This is a genomic window from Sphingomonas sp. (assembly GCF_025362505.1).
Taxonomy (GTDB): Bacteria; Pseudomonadota; Alphaproteobacteria; order Sphingomonadales; family Sphingomonadaceae; genus Sphingomicrobium.
Genome location: NZ_JANYGG010000008.1, coordinates 1 through 15,842, shown reverse-complemented (window position 1 = coordinate 15,842; position 15,842 = coordinate 1). Strand labels below are relative to the sequence as shown.

The window sequence follows — 15,842 nt, the reverse complement described above, 5'->3', positions numbered from 1 at the left end:
GGCCTGCCGTGACTCTTGGGAAAATACGGCTCAAGCCGCGCCATCTGCTCGTCCGTCAGCCAGTACAGGTTGCTCATGCTCCGTCTCCTTGCGGAGCCTGAATCAGATCGCGCCTCTCAAATCAATGGGTCCTGACCCTAGTCTTGATGCTTGGCAAGGTCGATCGGACGCCAATTACCGAAGCTTCGACACCTTCAACCCATCCGCCTTCGCGCGCGCCTGAACCGATTCCTCACTGCGGGTCATTGCTTTCGAGATGCCCCGAAGGCTCATGCCTTTCTCCGCCAGACGATGGAGTTTCTGGATTTCGTCGCTGGTCCATGGCTGGCGGTGGCGTTCGAACTTCTCGGTCATCTTCTGATCCTTCGTCCCAAGGGTGGCATCGTTGCCCGTCCCTGCTAAACCGCTCGGCTCATGCCACAGCCCCAGCCCCACCTCTATCTCGTCGACGGATCGAGCTATATCTTTCGCGCCTATCACCGGCTGCCGCCGCTGACCAATCGCCATGGCCAGCCGGCGGGCGCGGTCTATGGCTATACGGCGATGCTGTGGAAGCTCGCCGACGGGCTCAACAAGGCGGACGGGCCGACCCATATGGCGGTGATCCTCGATGCCTCGTCAAAGACATTCCGCAACGACATGTACGCCCAGTACAAGGCGCATCGCCCGCCGACGCCCGAAGACCTCGTCCCGCAATTCCCGCTGATCCGCACCGCGACGCGGGCCTTTTCGATCCCGTGCATCGAGACCGAGGGGCTGGAGGCGGACGATATCATCGCTTGCTATGCTTATGCGGCGCGGGATGCGGGGTGGAAGGTCACCATCGTCAGCTCCGACAAGGATCTGATGCAGCTGATCGACGACGATCATATCGACATGCTCGACACGATGAATGACCGGCGGATCACCTCCGCCTATGTGACGGAGAAGTTCGGGGTCGGGCCGGAGCTGCTCGGCGACGTGCTCGCGCTGATGGGCGACAGCGCCGACAATGTGCCGGGTGTGCCCGGGATCGGGCCGAAGACCGCGGCGCAGCTGATCCAGCAGTTCGGCGGGCTGGAGGCGGTGCTTGCCGGGACCGACGCGATTACCAAGCCCAAGCTGAAGCAGTCGCTGATCGACCATGCCGACAATGCGCGGCTGTCGCGCGAGCTCGTACGGCTGGTGTGCGACGCTGAGCTGCCCGAGCCGTTGGAAGCGCTGGCGCTGACCGGGATTCCGCCCGAGCCGTTGCGCGAATTCCTTGAGGATCAGGGGTTCAAGACGCTCGCCAACCGGATGACCGGAGCGGGCACGTCGTCGGGCGGGCCAAGAATCAGTGCGGCGATGGTCGCGCCGGTCGCCGCGCCCGAGCCCGTGAAGATCGAGATCGATCGGTCGAAATATGAGACGGTGCAGGGCGTCGCGGCGCTCGAGCGGTGGATCGAGCGGGCGCGCAGCGTTGGCTACGTCGCGGTCGATACAGAGACCGACTGCATCGATTGCGTGGTGGCCCGGTTGGTCGGGATCAGCCTGGCGGTCGCGCCGGGCGAGGCATGTTACATCCCCGTCGGCCATGGCGGGGGCGACTTGCTGAGCGAGGCGCCGGACCAGTTGAAGCCCGAGGTCGCGCTGGCGGTGTTGAAGCCTCTGCTCGAGGATCCGGCGGTGCTCAAGATCGGCCACAACTTCAAATATGACGCGACGATGTTCGCGAAAGGCGGGGTGGATCCGGCCCCGGTCGACGACACGATGGTGATGTCGTTCAACCTCGACGCCGGGCGCAACGGGCACGGCATGGACGAGCTGGCGAAGCTCCATTTCGACCATGAGTGCATCACCTTCAAGTCGCTGTGCGGGGTAGGCAAGAACCAGATCACTTTCGACAAGGTGCCACTCGCCCAGGCGACCGAATATGCCGCCGAGGATGCCGATGTGACGCTTCGGCTGTGGCAGCGGCTGAAGCCGCGGATGGCGGCGGAGCAAGTGACCCGGGTGTATGAGCAGGTCGACCGGCCGCTGATCGCGACGGTCGGGCGGATGGAGCGGCGCGGGATCAAGGTCGACCGCGCCTATCTGGCCAAACTGTCGGGTGACTTTGCGGTTGAGATCGCAGCGTTGGAAGAGCGGGTTTACGAGGCGGCTGAGGGCCCATTTACGATCGGGTCGCCGCAGCAATTGGGCGCAGTGCTCTATGACCGGCTAGGCCTGAAGGGCGGCCGCAAGGGCAAGAACGGCCATTATTCGACCGACGTCACCGAGCTCGAGCGGCTGGCAGGGGAAGAGGTGCCGGTTGCGCGGCTGGTGCTCGACTGGCGCCAGCTGACCAAGCTCAAGACGACCTATACCGATGCACTTCAGGCGCAGATCAATCCCGTCACCGGGCGGGTGCACACGAGCTTCAGCCTGGCGGTGGCGCAGACCGGACGGCTGTCGTCGACCGATCCCAATCTGCAGAATATCCCGATCCGAACCGAGCTTGGCCGCAAGATCCGCGATGCGTTCGTCGCCGAACCGGGGCATGTTCTCATGAGCGCGGATTACTCGCAGATCGAGCTGCGGCTTGCGGCGCATATGGCCGACGTGCCGCAGCTCAAGGAGGCGTTCGCCAACAAACAGGACATTCACTCGATGACCGCCGAGGAACTGTTCGGCGCGTCGGATCGGGAGGCGCGGAACAAGGCCAAGACGATCAATTTCGCGATTCTTTACGGCATTTCTTCGTGGGGGCTGGCGGGGCGCCTGGGGGTCGCGCGTGATGAGGGGCAGTTCATCATCGACCGCTATTTCGAGCGCTTCCCGGGAATCCGCAATTACATCGGCGAGACGCTGGCGTTCGCGCGCGAGAATGGGTTTACCCAGACGCTGTTCGGACGGAAGACGCATTTCCCCAATATCCGCTCGCCCCAGCAAAATCTGCGGCAGGGGAGCGAGCGCGCGGCGATCAATGCGCCGATTCAGGGGACCAGCGCCGACCTGATCAAGCGCGCGATGAACCGGATGGATGGGGCGCTGGCCAATGCCGGGCTGGGTGCGCGGATGCTGCTGCAGGTCCATGACGAGCTCGTGTTCGAAGTTCCCGAGGGCGAGCAGGAGGCGACGGAAACGGTGGTGCGCCGGGTTATGGCAACGGCCGCCGAGCCAGCGCTGCGCCTCGACGTCCCGCTCGATGTGGAGGTCGGCTCGGGCGCGCATTGGGGAGCAGCACATTGAACGCGTCGGCCTCCGTTCCCGATGAAAATGTCCCGCCTGACGCCGATATGGCGACGCTGGCGCGTGGCGGTCGGTTGAACGCGTTCGGTTTCATCCTGCGGCTCGCAGGGAGTCTTCCGTTCCTGCTGATCGGTGGGCGGATCTATGGCGCCGAGGTTCTCGGGCGGTTCGCCTATGCGATGCTGACGGTCGAGCTGGGGGCTCAGCTGGCCACCTTCGGGTTGCGGCGCGGGCTGGCCCAGCTGCTCGCCAATGCGAACAAGTCGCACCCTTGCGTGGTCGCCGACGCAATGCTGTTGTCGCTGCTCGGGTCGATCCTCTGCATGGGGGTGCTGATGGCCTTCCCGCGCGCGATGTTCCCCAACAGTCAGGTCCACGGGCTCGACTGGCTGCTGCCGGTGACCGTGCTGGCGATCGCCTGGACCGACATCGCGCTCGCCGCTCTGGCCTATCGCAACGATGTCGGCGCGACGGTGCGCGCGCGCTCGCTGGTTCAGCCGTGGACGATCAGCATCGTCGCCTTCGCCTGGTCCTACATCTCGCTCGAGGACGGGCTGATCATCAGCTACGTCATTTCGACGGTCGCCGCGCTGGTCGCCGCGCTGGTGCCGCTGATTCGCAGCTACGGCGTGCCCCACGGCTGGTCGCCCGATCTCGCCGGATCGTGGCGGACGGCGCGCAAGAATGCCCCGCTCGCCGCCGCTGACGCGGTCGAGTGGGCGTCGCGCAAGGTCGACCTCGCGGTGCTCGGGCTGTTCCTGAGCCCGGCGTTCGTCGGCATCTATTATGTCGCGCAGCAGGTCGCGACGCTGCCGGCCAAGCTAAAAACCAGCTTCGAGCCGGTGCTCGGCCCGGTGATCGCGCGCAACATTGCCGACGGCGACAAGCTCGCGGTCGCCAAGCAGGTTCGCCAGGTGAGCTACTGGATCATCGCCGCGCAGACCGGGATCGCGCTGTCGCTGGCGATGCCGGGCCGAGCAGTGATGGGGCTGGTCGGATCTGGGTTCACCGGTGGCACGGCAACGCTCGGCTTCCTGCTCGCGGCCGAAGTGATCGCCGCGACCGCGGTCGTGAGCGAGGCGGCGCTGATCTATGTCGACCGGCATCGCAACATGGTCATCTCGCTGATCATGTTGGCGCTCGAGGCGGCACTCGGCGCGGGGCTGATCCTGGGGATCCGCGACATCGGCTGGGACATGGCGCACCAGGCGACCGGGCCGGCGATTGCGCTGTGCCTCGCACTGGGGTTCGCTTCGATCGCCAAGTCTTTGTTGCTCCGGAAGAATCTGGGCGCACGGGTGTCGGGCTGGCGCATGGATATTCTCTACGCCACTGCCGCCGGGCTGGTTGTCGGGATCCCGGTGCGGCTTTACCTGCCAGAACTATGGCAGCTGGTCATCGGCATCCCGGCTATCCTGGTGGCATTTGGCGTGGTCGTTTGGACCATGGGCTTCGGGCCGGAGGACCGCGAACTGTTCCGGCTGAGGAAGGCCGACATCGAGGAATTGCACGCGAACGCAGCGCCGGCCCAAGTCGCGGATGACGTGATCTGATTTGAAGAGTCAGTGCCGAAAGTGGCGCGTTCCGGTGAAGACCATCGCGAGGCCGGCTTCGTCGGCGGCGGCGATGACCTCGGCGTCGCGCATCGAGCCGCCGGGCTGGATGACGGCCGTGGCACCGGCTTCGACCGCTGACAGCAAGCCGTCGGCGAACGGAAAAAAGGCGTCCGAGGCGACCGCCGATCCAATCGTGCGAGCCTGGTCCCAGCCGAAGATTTCGGCCGCCTCGCGCGCCTTGGCGGCGGCGATGCGCGCGGAGTCGCGGCGGTTCATCTGGCCGGCGCCGATGCCGGCAGTAGCGCCGTCCTTTGCGTAGACGATGGCGTTCGACTTGACGTGCTTGGCGACGGTCCAGGCGAACAGCATGTCGCGGATTTCGGCTTCGGTGGGCACGCGCCTGGTGACGACCCGCAGGTCGGCGGAGGTGATGCGGCCATTGTCGCGCGACTGGAGCAGCCAGCCGCCGGTGATCGACTTCGCCATCAGGCCCGCGCGCGCCGGATCGGGGAGGTCGCCGGTCAACAGCAGGCGCAAATTCTTCTTCGCCGCGAACAGCGCGAGGGCTTCCTCGTCGGCATCGGGCGCTACGACGACTTCGGTAAAAATGCTGGTGATCTGATCCGCGGTTGCCCGATCCAGCGGCCGGTTGACCGCGACGATCCCTCCGAACGCCGAGACGCTATCGCACTTATATGCGGCCTCATAGGCCTCGGCTAATGTCTGTCCCGACGCCACGCCGCAGGGATTGGCATGCTTGACGATCACGCAGGTTGGCGCGGCGCCGCGAAACTCGGCGATCAGGTCGAGCGCGGCGTCAGCGTCGTTGTAATTATTGTAGCTTAGTTCCTTGCCCTGCAGCTGCCGCGCCTGGCCGATGCCCTTCGCGGCGGGGCCGGCGGCGGCATAGAAGGCGGCCTGCTGATGCGGGTTTTCGCCGTAGCGCAGGGTCTCGCCGCGGGTCATCGCGAACGCCAGCGAGGCAGGAAATTGCTCGCGCTGGTCGGCGAAGGCGAACCAGCTGGCGATCATCACGTCATAGGCGGCGGTGGCGGCGTAAGCCTTGGCGGCGAGGCGCTTGCGCAGCGCAAGCGAAGTACCCCCCGCGGCGAGGCTGGCAATGATCTCGGCATAGTCGGCGGGGTCAGTGACGATCGCCACGAAGGCATGGTTCTTGGCAGCCGAGCGGACCATCGACGGGCCGCCGATGTCGATATTCTCGATGATCTCGTCACGGCTCGCGCCCTTCGCGACGGTCTGCGCGAAGGGGTAGAGATTGACCACGACGAGGTCGATCGCGCCGATGCCATGCTCGTCCATCGCCGCGGTGTGAGCGGCATTGTCGCGCACCGCGAGAAGTCCGCCGTGGACCATCGGGTGAAGCGTCTTTACGCGGCCGTCCATCATTTCGGGGAAGCCGGTCAGGTCGGACACATCGCGCACGTCATGGCCCATGTCACGCAGGGCCCTGGCCGTTCCGCCGGTCGAAACGAGCTCGACCCCGTGGACGACGAGCGCGGCGGCGAGCGGTTCGAGGCCACTCTTGTCGGACAGCGACAGGAGCGCCCGGCGGACGGTTACGAGGTCGGTCATCCTGGTCCTTCTAACGTCTAGCTGGAGCGCCGCAGCTGCCACGCGATTTCGCCGCCGAGGCCCGAGATTTCGCCGACGATGACGAGTTGGCTGGTCGAGCGGACGTCGCCGTGTCCGTCGATGACGAGGCTTTCCTCAAGCGTCAACATCGCGCCACGGCAGCGGAAATTCCACGGTGGCGCGCCGGGCGAGCGCATGATCGCGCCCATCCCGTCGGCGGTGGTCGTCGCCTCGACCCCTGGAGCGAGATGGAAGCGGATCGCGTAGGGCGCGGCTTCCCTGATCTTGCGGCGGCCCTTGGCGATGAGCTTGTCGAGCCCACGGACTTCCTTGCCATCGTTGCCGAGGATCAGGGTGCGCTGGTGGATCAGGCCGAAGCCCTTCAGATAGCCGTCGTGGCTGGCCTCGATGCGGCTCGAGTCGTTGTCCTCCGAACGGGACACGGGGACTTCGCTGACCCCCTTGCCGAGCGCGCCGTCGGGCAGGATCGCGGTCGAGTTAGTGTCGCCAAGCACCAGCGTCGAATGGGCGGCGGTGGTCCGCAGCGCGGCGACGAGGTCGTCGGATAGCGTCGTCGGCAGCTCGCCGGGGCCGCCGCAATTGACGATCAGCCGTTGCGCGCCGTCGCTGACTTCGATTGCGAGGGTCGAGGCGCAGCCGTTCGCGGCGACCTTGGCGGACGGCGGCGGGGCGCCGTCGAGGACGACGACCGTGCCCAGCGCAGACAGGCGCTGGTAGCCCCAGCCGGCAGCCTGGCGAAGCGGGCGGGCGCGCAGGCCGCAGCCTTCGATCAGCGCGGTCAGGCGCGCCGCGTCGCCAGGGTTGCCGCCCTGCCAGCTCGACAGCGCGCCGTCGCCCATGGTCACGCCGTGGAGCGCGGCGAGGCCGGCGGCGGCGGCGGATTCGAGCGTGTCGGGAAGGTTCTGCTTGGCGGCGAAATAGGCGGCGCGCAGGAGGCCCATGCGGTCGACGAACAACGCCTGTTCGGCGGGCGAACGGCTCATCAGCCCGCCGTCCTGAAACTGCGCACCGGACAGGGCGCGGCCAAGCCCCGCTTCGCCGCGAGCGACTCGGCTGACCCCGCCCTGGACGAGGAGGCCAGCGGCGACGACTCCGGCCCAGGCGGTGACCCGCGGGAGCCCCGGTGGCACCTTGTCGGCAGTGGCGTCGAGGTGGCGTGCGCCTCTCGCGAGGGTGTTGAGCAGCGCCGAACGGTAACCGGCATCGCGGCTTGAGAGGATGTACGGCGCGTAGGCGGTCCAGAACAGGATGCGCTCGCCCCACAGCGCCGGACGCCACGCCTCGTCGACCCTGGTGCCGTGGGCGAGGAGCCAGCGGCCAACCAGCGCTTCGGCAAGCTTGGCGCCCTTGTCGCGACCGGTCGATGCGGCAAGGTCGCGCAACCACGAGAAGCCCTGGAGCGATACGGCGATGCTACTGTCGGCGCCGACGGTGGCGAAGTCGAAGTCGGCGAGGTCGATCGTCTTGGCGCCGAGCGTGAAGCGACCGGCGAGCAGCGCGTCACCGCGCGCGCGATCGCCGGCGACATGGTCGCGCGGGACGGCAACGAGACGCAGCGGCTCTTTCTTGGCGCTGAACAGGCGGGAGAAGAGCGAGCCGCACGCGAGTTTGCCGATGACGTCGCCACCGTCGGCGCCAGGCACTGCGATCACTGGCCGCCCCGCAGCGCTGCGATGTTGGCGCGGTAATGGTCCGGCCCGCCCTTGAACGCGGCGGTGCCGGCGACGAGCGCGGTCGCGCCGGCGTCGATCGCCTGTCGCGCGGTGACCGGGTCGATCCCGCCATCGACCTCGATATCGATCGTCAGCCCCTGCTTCGCCGCCTGTTTGGCGATCGCTTCGATCTTGCGCAGCTGGCTGGCGATGAATTTCTGGCCGCCGAAGCCCGGGTTGACGCTCATCACCAGCACGAGGTCGATTTCCTCGAGGACATAGTCGAGCATCTTGGCCGGGGTCGCCGGGTTGAGCGACACGCCGGCTTTCTTGCCGAGCCCCTTGATGCGCTGGACGGTGCGATGGAGGTGCGGGCCAGCCTCGGGGTGGACGGTGATGATGTCGGCGCCGGCCTCGGCGAACGCATCGAGGAAATGGTCGATCGGCGAAATCATCAGGTGGACGTCGAACGGTTTTGACGAGTGCGAGCGAAGCGCCTTCACCACCGCCGGGCCAATTGTCAGGTTGGGGACGAAATGCCCGTCCATCACGTCGATGTGGATCCAGTCGGCGCCCGCCGCGTCGATCGCGCGGACTTCCTCGCCGAGACTGGCGAAATCGGCGGAGAGGATCGAGGGGGAGATGAAGGTCATGATGTCCGATTAGCCGTTAATCGCGGGGGGCGACAAGGCGCGCGATGAAGAAGCCGTCGAGTCCGCCCTCCTCCTCGAGCATCCCGGGCAGGATGCGGACGAAGCCGGCCTCGGTCGGCGTGATGAACGGCGGGAGTTCGCCCTCGGTCGGCGGGGCGACGGCGAAAGCGGGATGCGCGCCGAGGAAGTCGGCGATGATCGCCTCGCCTTCCTCGGGCTCGAGGCTGCAGGTAGCGAAGACGAGGGCGCCGCCCGGCTCGAGCAGGGTGGCGGCGTGGGCGAGCAGGCGGGCCTGCAGCGCGGCGGTTTCGGCGATGATCGCCGGGCGGGCGCGGTAGAGCACTTCGGGGTGGCGGCGGAAGGTGCCTGTCGCCGAACAGGTCGCGTCGACGAGGATCGCGTCGAACGTGCGGCCGGGCGCCCAGTCGAGCGCGTCGGCGGTGACGAGTTCGGCGTGCAATTTCGTGCGATCAAGATTCTGCTGCAGCCGGGCGAGGCGGCTTTGCTTGCGGTCGAGCGCGGTGACGGCGTGGCCGGCGGCGGCGAGCTGCATCGTCTTGCCGCCCGGCGCGGCGCACAGGTCGAGGACGGTGTTCGCAGCTGCCGGAATCAGCCGTGCAGGGAGCGAGGCGGCGAGGTCCTGGACCCACCAGCCGCCGTCTTCGAAGCCGGGAAGCTCGGCGACGTTCGACGATTCGTCGAGGCGGGCGTGGCGGGTGGCGAGCGAGGCCGCGGCGGGAAATGCCCTGGCCGCGGCATCGTCCTTGAAGGTCAGGTCGAGCGGGGCACGCTGGGCAATGGCGCGGCGCGCGGCGTCGACCACCGGGGTTCCCCACGCGCGGCGCCAGCGTTCCTCGACCTCGACCGGCAGACGCGGGGCGTCGAACAGGTGGACGCCGCGGCGCAGCAGCGTGCCGAGCACGCCGTGGACCAGCCGGCGCGGACCGCCATCGACCAGCGGCAGCGCGGTCGCGACCAGCGCGTGATCGGGAGTGCCGAGCCCGACCTTCTGGCCGAGCGCGAGGCGGAGCACCATCCGCGCCTTGGCATCGTCGGCGAGGCGCAGGCGCGTGGCACTGTCGATCATCAGGTCGATGTCGGGCAGGCGGCGAAGTGTTTCGCCGGCGATGGCGAGGGCCAGCGCCTGGTCGGCGGGGGGCAGGCTCGGCCCGCCCTGCGCCGCTGCTTCGAGCGTCTGGCCGCGGCGAAGGACGCCATCGAGCATGCGCAGCGCGGCTTCGCGGGCGGGAAGACCGTCGGGCGCGGGATTCGGAATAGGACTTGGCACGAGGCCCTTTACTCACCAATTGTGATTCCATGAAACGTCCAGCGACTCTCGTCCCGCCGAAGAACCTCACCCCGTCCCCGCCGGTGCCGACGCCCGCAGCGGTAACATCGCCGCCGCCGTCAGGTGAGGAGGATCGCAAGGACCCCACCCGCTATGGCGACTGGGAGAAAAAAGGCATCGCGATCGATTTTTGATGAAGGCGAGGTCCCGTCGCAAGATGGCAGGCAGGTCAGGAGGAGCACGCAATGGACTCGCCCGTTTTTTGCGCGAGCGGATCAACCAGGCGAAGGAGGTTTGGCGCGAGGGGAGATTTCCCAAGGTGCCCGGGGATGACAAGGAGTTTATCCCGATCCCCGAGGTGCCCAAGACAGTGAGCTATCCATGACCGAGTTCCGCAAGATCTCCCTCGCTACCGGCGTCTCCCTCAACGTTGCGCTCGCCGGGCCGGAGGATGCGCCGCCGGTGATCCTGCTCCACGGTTTTCCCGAGTCGCATCGCACGTGGCGCGGGCTGGTGCCGCTGCTCGAGGACCGTTTCCGGCTGGTAATGCCCGACCAGCGTGGCTTCGGCGGGTCCGATGCCCCGCAGGAGGTCGACGCCTACCGCATCGACCGCATTGTCGCCGACCTGTTTTCGCTCGCCGATGCGGTCGGGATCGGCGGCTTTGCGCTGGTCGGACATGACTGGGGCGGGGCGGCGGCGTGGGCGGCGGCGATCAAGGCGCCGCGAAGCGAAAGTGGCCCGCGGATCGAGCGGCTGGCGATCATCAACGCGCCGCACCCGGTGGTCTTCCAGAAGGGCCTGATCGAGGACGCCGACCAGCGCGCTGCCTCGCAATATATCACCGCCTTTCGCAACCCGGAATTCGAGGCGGCGGTGGCGGCGATGGGGTTCGATGCCTTCTTCGACAAGAGTTTCAAGAGACACATCGACCTCGCCCGGATCGATCCGACGGAACGCGCGGCTTACATCGCCGAGTGGAGCAAGCCGGGGACGCTGACCGGGATGCTCAACTGGTATCGTGCGTCGCAGCTGGTCATCCCGCCACCGGGCGCGGCCGTGCCGATCCCGGAGTGGGTGCTGGGGGCCTTCCCCAAGATCCATGTGCCGGTTCAGGTGATTTGGGGGATGGAGGACATCGCATTGTTGCCGATGCAACTCGACGGGCTCGACCGGCTGATCGACGAGGTCGAGATCGTCCGCCTTCCCGGAATCGGCCATTTCGCGCCGTGGGAAGCGCCGGTAGAGGTCGCGGCGGCGTTAGTCCCGTTTCTTGGCGCGCCCTTCCTAGTGGGGGATAGGGAGGCTAAGCGCCCGGCATGACCCGATCGCAATCCCGTTCCGCCGCCCGGCTCGCCGCCGTGCAAGCGCTCTACCAGCAGGAAATGGAGGGGACCGCGATTGCGCCGTTACTCCATGAATTCCACGAGCACCGGCTCGGCGCGACGATCGAGGGTGTGACCTACGCCGAGGCCGAGCAGAGCTTCTTCGACGATGTCGTTCGCGGGGTCGGGGCGCGGCGGCTGGAGATCGATCGCCTGGTCACGGCCAAGCTGGGGGAGGGCTGGAAGCTCGAGCGGCTCGACCGCCCGATGCGCGCGATCCTGCGCGCCGGCACCTATGAGCTGATCGCCCGCCCCGATGTTCCGGTGGCGAGCGTCATCAGCGAATATGTCGACGTCGCGAAGGCGTTCTACGACAAACGCGAGAGCGGGTTCGTCAACGGGTTGCTCGACGCCGTCGCGAAGGACGCGCGGGGGTGATCGGCGGCAGATAGGTCGAACGATGACTCAGGCGACCGGCCTTGGAAACCAGCGATCGACCAGGAGCCGGATACCCGAACGCCATCATCCTGAACTCGTTTCAGGATCCATCGTCTGACACGGGCCACCGTTCGGCCCGAGAATTGGGTCCTTAAACGAGTTCAGGGTGACGGAAGGAAAGAATGACTGGCGAGCTGGACTTCATTGTGGCGTTGCAGACGCTGGCGACGGCGCCGGAAGCACGCGGGTTCGACGACGATGTCGCGCTGCTCGATGGGCTCGTGCTGACCCACGACATGATCGCGCAAGGGGTTCATTATTTTGCCGGCGATCCGCCCGAAGGCGTTGCGGCGAAGCTCGTTGCGGTGACGCTGTCGGACCTTGCCGCGAAGGGCGCCACGCCGGCCGGGGTGCTGCTCGGCTATTGCCTCGGGACAAGCGAGTGGGATCGGCGGTTCGTGGCGGGGCTGAAGGTGGCGCTCGAGGAATACCGGTGCCCGTTGCTCGGCGGGGACACCATCGCCTTGCCGCGAGAAGCGCCGCGGGTCCTCGGACTGACCGCGATCGGGCGCGCGAGCGGGCGGGTGCCCGATCGTGCGGGTGGGGCGGCGGGCGACGGCTTGTGGCTGGTCGGCACCGTGGGGGACAGTGCGGCGGGGCTGGCGGCTTTGACGGCCGACCCGGATGCGAGCGGACCGCTCGTGAATGCCTATCGCGAGCCGCGCGCATTGATCGCCGAGGGGCAGGCTCTCGCGCCGCACGCCGGGGCAATGATGGACGTGTCCGACGGTTTGCTGATCGACGCCGCGCGGATGGCGCGGGCGAGCTGGGTACGCATCGTCATCGATCTTGCGCTGATCCCGCTGTCTCCGGCGTTCCGGACAGCGCGGGGCGACGATCGTGCGGCGCGGCTGTTCGCAGCGACAGGGGGTGACGATTATGCGTTGCTTGCCGCGCTTCGGCCCGGCGCGAAAGCGAAGGTAACGAAGTGTTTACCTTCAGGCGCGCAGATGGTGCGGATCGGCGAACTGGTCGCGGGCGCGGGGATTGCGCTCATCGACGACGGCGAACCGGTGGAGTTGCCGGAGCATCTTGGCCATGAACATCGCAGCTGACCTTCGCCGCTGGACAATTGGCATTGCCGGACTGGCGTGCGGTATGGCGAGCGCGCTGCTCCTGCTCCGCTAGGCCCCACTCTCCCTCAGGCTAATGCCGAGCCCTCTTGCGGGGACCGCATCCGCACCCTAGAAAACGCCCCAAAGAAGGCCCGCCACTCATCGGACCGGCCTGCGTTCAGGGGACTTTGCCAGACATGAACCTGCTTTTCATCGCCATGGCCTGCGGGCTGCTCGCGCTGCTCTACGGTTTTATAACCAGCCAGCAGGTGCTGCGCGAATCCGCCGGCAACGACCGGATGAAGGAAGTCGCGGCCGCCATCCAGGAAGGCGCCTCGGCCTATCTGCGCCGCCAGTATGCCACGATCACCGTGGTCGGCGTGATCGTCGCCGCGCTGGTCTACTTCTTCCTTGGCGGGATGAGCGCCGCGGCGTTCGTCATCGGCGCGCTGCTGTCGGGCGCGGCCGGGTTCATCGGGATGAACATCTCGGTCCGCGCCAATGTCCGCACCGCCGAGGCGGCACGGACCTCGCTCCAGAAGGGACTGACGGTCGCATTTCGCTCGGGCGCAGTCACCGGGATGCTCGTCGCCGGGCTGGCGTTGCTCGCGATCTGCGGGCTGTTCTGGTACCTTATCGGGCCCATGGGTCTTGCGCCGGATGACCGCAAGGTCGTTACCGCGCTGACCGCGCTGGCACTGGGCGCGAGCCTCGTGTCGATCTTCGCGCGGCTGGGCGGCGGCATCTTCACCAAGGCGGCCGACGTCGGCGCCGATCTCGTCGGCAAGGTCGAGGCCGGCATCCCCGAGGACGACCCCCGCAACCCCGCGGTCATCGCCGACAACGTCGGTGACAATGTCGGCGACTGCGCCGGCATGGCCGCCGACCTGTTCGAAACCTATGTCGTCACCGTCGGCATCACGATGGTCTCGATCGCGCTGGCGCTCGGCGCGTCGCCGATCCTGCTCGCGTTGATGGTGCTGCCGCTGCTGATCGGCGGGGTGTGCATCATTACCTCGATCATCGGCACTTACATGGTCAGGCTGGGCACCAAGGAGTCGATCATGGGGGCCCTGTACAAGGGGTTCTGGACGACCACGATCCTGGCGGTCCCGGCGATCTACGGGGCGTTCTGGTTGTCGCTCGGCGGCGACATGGCGCAGACCATCACGACCAAGGCCGGCCTGTCCTTCTCGGCGATGAACCTCGTCTGGGCATCGTACGTCGGGCTCGTCGTGACCGCACTGATCGTGTGGATCACCGAATATTACACCGGCACCAACTATCGCCCGGTCAAGTCGATCGCCGCGGCGTCGCAGACCGGGCACGGCACCAACGTCATCCAGGGCCTTGCGATCAGCCTTGAATCGACCGTGTTGCCGACGTTGGTGATCGTCACCGGCGTGATTGTCAGCTACAAGCTCGCGGGTCCGCTCGGGGTGGCGTTCGCCGCCTCGGCGATGCTGGCACTGGCGGGCATGGTCGTCGCGCTCGACGCCTATGGGCCGGTCACCGACAATGCCGGCGGCATCGCCGAAATGGCGGACATGGAGGCAGGCGTCCGCGTTCGCACCGACGCGCTCGACGCGGTCGGCAACACCACCAAGGCGGTGACCAAGGGCTATGCGATCGGTTCGGCCGGCCTTGCCGCGCTGGTCCTGTTCGGGGCCTATACGGCGGACTTGAAGGAGTTCGCCGGGCCGCTTGGCATCGTTACTCCCCTCGAGACGATGTTCAGCCTGTCCAACCCCTACGTCATCGTCGGGCTGCTGCTCGGGGCGCTGCTGCCCAACCTGTTCGGAGCGATGGGGATGACCGCGGTCGGCCGTGCCGCCGGCGCGGTGGTCGAGGAAGTGCGCGAGCAGTTCCGCAACAACCCGGGCATCATGGATGGCACGTCGCGGCCCGATTATGCCCGCACCGTCGACCTTGTCACCAAGGCGGCGATCCGCGAGATGATTCTGCCGTCGCTGCTGCCGGTGCTTGCCCCGATCGTGGTGTTCTTCGTGATCGGCGCGGTCGGTGGGCGCGACAATGGCTTTGCGGCGTTGGGCGCGCTGTTGCTGGGCGTGATCGTCTCGGGGCTGTTCATCGCGATTTCGATGACCTCGGGCGGTGGCGCGTGGGACAATGCCAAGAAGTATATCGAGGACGGCCATTACGGCGGCAAGGGCAGCGAGGCCCACAAGGCCGCGGTGACCGGCGACACGGTCGGCGATCCGTACAAGGATACCGCGGGTCCGGCGGTCAATCCGATGATCAAGATCACCAACATCGTCGCGCTGCTGCTGCTCGCCGCGCTGGCCGGAGGGGCGGTCCACTAAGTTCACGAACATCGCGCTTGGGACGGGCGGGAGGGCGACTTCCCGCCCGTCTTTCCTTCTACGCGACTTGTCGTTAAGGGGCGCACAGCTTCACAGTGCTTCACCGCACCACACCCACAGACCAACTTCAGGAATTGCATGGCCAAGGAAGAACTTCTCGAAATGCGCGGACGGATCGCCGAGCTGCTGCCCAACGCGATGTTCCGCGTGACGCTCGAGAACGGTCATGAGGTTTTGGGACATACCGCCGGCAAGATGCGCAAGAACCGCATCCGCGTGCTGACCGGCGACGAGGTGCTGGTCGAACTGACCCCCTACGACCTGACCAAGGGGCGGATCACCTACCGCTTCATGCCCGGACGCGAACGCCCGCCCGGCTACTGATGCGGCTGATCCTCGCCTCGGCGAGCCCGCGCCGCCTCGAACTGCTCGCCCGGATCGGCATCACCCCCGACGCGATCGACCCCGCCGACATCGACGAGATTGTGCTGCGTGGCGAATTGCCGCGCGCCCATGCGCTGCGGCTGGCGATCGAGAAGGCCGAGGCGGTCGCGGCGAGGCATCCCGACGCGCTGGTGCTCGGCGCCGATACGGTAGTCGCGGTCGGTCGGCGGATCCTGCCCAAGGTCGAGGATGAGGCAACCGAGCGGCAATGCCTCGCGCTGCTGTCGGGACGGCGGCACCG

Annotated in this window: 14 protein-coding genes and 1 pseudogene; 9 read left to right on the top strand and 6 right to left on the bottom strand. The window is 67.1% G+C overall.

The window, feature by feature from the left end; all coding sequences use genetic code 11:
- Positions 1-77 (bottom strand): annotated as a pseudogene (locus Q0R27_RS00385) (IS5/IS1182 family transposase); the annotation flags it as partial.
- Positions 78-174: 97 nt separating this feature from the next.
- Positions 175-354 carry a hypothetical protein gene (locus Q0R27_RS00380; protein ID WP_293940046.1) on the bottom strand — a complete coding sequence of 60 codons (180 nt, stop codon included), beginning with the start codon at positions 352-354 and terminating at the stop codon, positions 175-177.
- Between the two features lie 60 nt (positions 355-414).
- Between Q0R27_RS00380 and polA the strand changes: the two genes are divergently transcribed.
- Positions 415-3,192: a DNA polymerase I gene (polA, locus tag Q0R27_RS00375; RefSeq protein WP_293940044.1), complete on the top strand. Its 2,778-nt coding sequence runs from the start codon at positions 415-417 to the stop codon at positions 3,190-3,192.
- Positions 3,189-4,745: a lipopolysaccharide biosynthesis protein gene (locus Q0R27_RS00370; RefSeq protein ID WP_366079563.1), complete on the top strand. Its 1,557-nt coding sequence runs from the start codon at positions 3,189-3,191 to the stop codon at positions 4,743-4,745. The genes polA and Q0R27_RS00370 overlap by 4 nt, the downstream gene beginning before the upstream one ends.
- A gap of 9 nt (positions 4,746-4,754) precedes the next feature.
- On the opposite strand, the gene purH is transcribed toward Q0R27_RS00370, so the two are convergent.
- The 4 genes from purH to Q0R27_RS00350 are packed head-to-tail and all read right to left on the bottom strand — an operon-like array spanning position 4,755 to position 9,955.
- On the bottom strand, positions 4,755-6,341 hold the full coding sequence (gene purH, locus Q0R27_RS00365) for a bifunctional phosphoribosylaminoimidazolecarboxamide formyltransferase/IMP cyclohydrolase (RefSeq protein WP_293940042.1): 1,587 nt from the start codon (positions 6,339-6,341) through the stop codon (positions 4,755-4,757).
- Positions 6,342-6,358: 17 nt separating this feature from the next.
- On the bottom strand, positions 6,359-8,014 hold the full coding sequence (locus Q0R27_RS00360) for a heparinase II/III family protein (RefSeq protein WP_293940040.1): 1,656 nt from the start codon (positions 8,012-8,014) through the stop codon (positions 6,359-6,361).
- Complete coding sequence (gene rpe, locus Q0R27_RS00355; RefSeq protein ID WP_293940038.1) at positions 8,011-8,667, bottom strand: ribulose-phosphate 3-epimerase; 657 nt, start codon at positions 8,665-8,667, stop codon at positions 8,011-8,013. Before rpe ends, Q0R27_RS00360 begins: the two co-directional genes overlap by 4 nt.
- A 16-nt stretch (positions 8,668-8,683) precedes the next feature.
- Positions 8,684-9,955, bottom strand: a complete 1,272-nt coding sequence (locus Q0R27_RS00350) for an RsmB/NOP family class I SAM-dependent RNA methyltransferase (RefSeq protein WP_347716575.1) — start codon at positions 9,953-9,955, stop codon at positions 8,684-8,686.
- A gap of 29 nt (positions 9,956-9,984) precedes the next feature.
- Here Q0R27_RS00350 and Q0R27_RS00345 point away from each other — a divergent pair, with 29 nt between their 5' ends.
- The 7 genes from Q0R27_RS00345 to Q0R27_RS00315 form a co-directional block, all read left to right on the top strand.
- On the top strand, positions 9,985-10,149 hold the full coding sequence (locus Q0R27_RS00345) for a DUF1674 domain-containing protein (protein WP_293940034.1): 165 nt from the start codon (positions 9,985-9,987) through the stop codon (positions 10,147-10,149).
- A 187-nt stretch (positions 10,150-10,336) separates the two neighbouring features.
- Positions 10,337-11,278 carry an alpha/beta fold hydrolase gene (locus Q0R27_RS00340; RefSeq protein ID WP_293940032.1) on the top strand — a complete coding sequence of 314 codons (942 nt, stop codon included), beginning with the start codon at positions 10,337-10,339 and terminating at the stop codon, positions 11,276-11,278.
- The gene (gene nusB / locus Q0R27_RS00335; protein ID WP_293940030.1) at positions 11,275-11,718 is read left to right on the top strand and encodes a transcription antitermination factor NusB; all 444 of its coding nucleotides are present in this window, start codon (positions 11,275-11,277) and stop codon (positions 11,716-11,718) included. The genes Q0R27_RS00340 and nusB overlap by 4 nt, the downstream gene beginning before the upstream one ends.
- 182 nt (positions 11,719-11,900) lie before the next feature.
- On the top strand, positions 11,901-12,833 hold the full coding sequence (gene thiL, locus Q0R27_RS00330) for a thiamine-phosphate kinase (protein WP_293940028.1): 933 nt from the start codon (positions 11,901-11,903) through the stop codon (positions 12,831-12,833).
- 197 nt (positions 12,834-13,030) lie between these two features.
- Entirely contained in the window at positions 13,031-15,157 is a 2,127-nt protein-coding gene (locus tag Q0R27_RS00325) for a sodium-translocating pyrophosphatase (RefSeq protein ID WP_293940026.1), read from the top strand.
- 138 nt (positions 15,158-15,295) lie between these two features.
- Positions 15,296-15,541, top strand: a complete 246-nt coding sequence (gene infA, locus Q0R27_RS00320; protein WP_293940024.1) for a translation initiation factor IF-1 — start codon at positions 15,296-15,298, stop codon at positions 15,539-15,541.
- Positions 15,541-15,842: Maf family protein (locus tag Q0R27_RS00315; protein WP_293940021.1), on the top strand; the 302-nt coding region annotated here is incomplete at its 3' end. The genes infA and Q0R27_RS00315, both read left to right, overlap by 1 nt.

Bases quoted from the DNA above. Each gene is read 5' to 3' on its own strand.
- Q0R27_RS00340 (WP_293940032.1), top strand. From the start codon at position 10,337: ATGACCGAGTTCCGCAAGATCTCCCTCGCTACCGGCGTCTCCCTCAAC.
- Q0R27_RS00325 (WP_293940026.1), top strand. From the start codon at position 13,031: ATGAACCTGCTTTTCATCGCCATGGCCTGCGGGCTGCTCGCGCTGCTC.
- polA (WP_293940044.1), top strand. From the start codon at position 415: ATGCCACAGCCCCAGCCCCACCTCTATCTCGTCGACGGATCGAGCTAT.
- Q0R27_RS00345 (WP_293940034.1), top strand. From the start codon at position 9,985: ATGAAACGTCCAGCGACTCTCGTCCCGCCGAAGAACCTCACCCCGTCC.
- infA (WP_293940024.1), top strand. From the start codon at position 15,296: ATGGCCAAGGAAGAACTTCTCGAAATGCGCGGACGGATCGCCGAGCTG.
- Q0R27_RS00380 (WP_293940046.1), bottom strand. From the start codon at position 354: ATGACCGAGAAGTTCGAACGCCACCGCCAGCCATGGACCAGCGACGAA.
- thiL (WP_293940028.1), top strand. From the start codon at position 11,901: ATGACTGGCGAGCTGGACTTCATTGTGGCGTTGCAGACGCTGGCGACG.
- rpe (WP_293940038.1), bottom strand. From the start codon at position 8,667: ATGACCTTCATCTCCCCCTCGATCCTCTCCGCCGATTTCGCCAGTCTC.
- purH (WP_293940042.1), bottom strand. From the start codon at position 6,341: ATGACCGACCTCGTAACCGTCCGCCGGGCGCTCCTGTCGCTGTCCGAC.
- nusB (WP_293940030.1), top strand. From the start codon at position 11,275: ATGACCCGATCGCAATCCCGTTCCGCCGCCCGGCTCGCCGCCGTGCAA.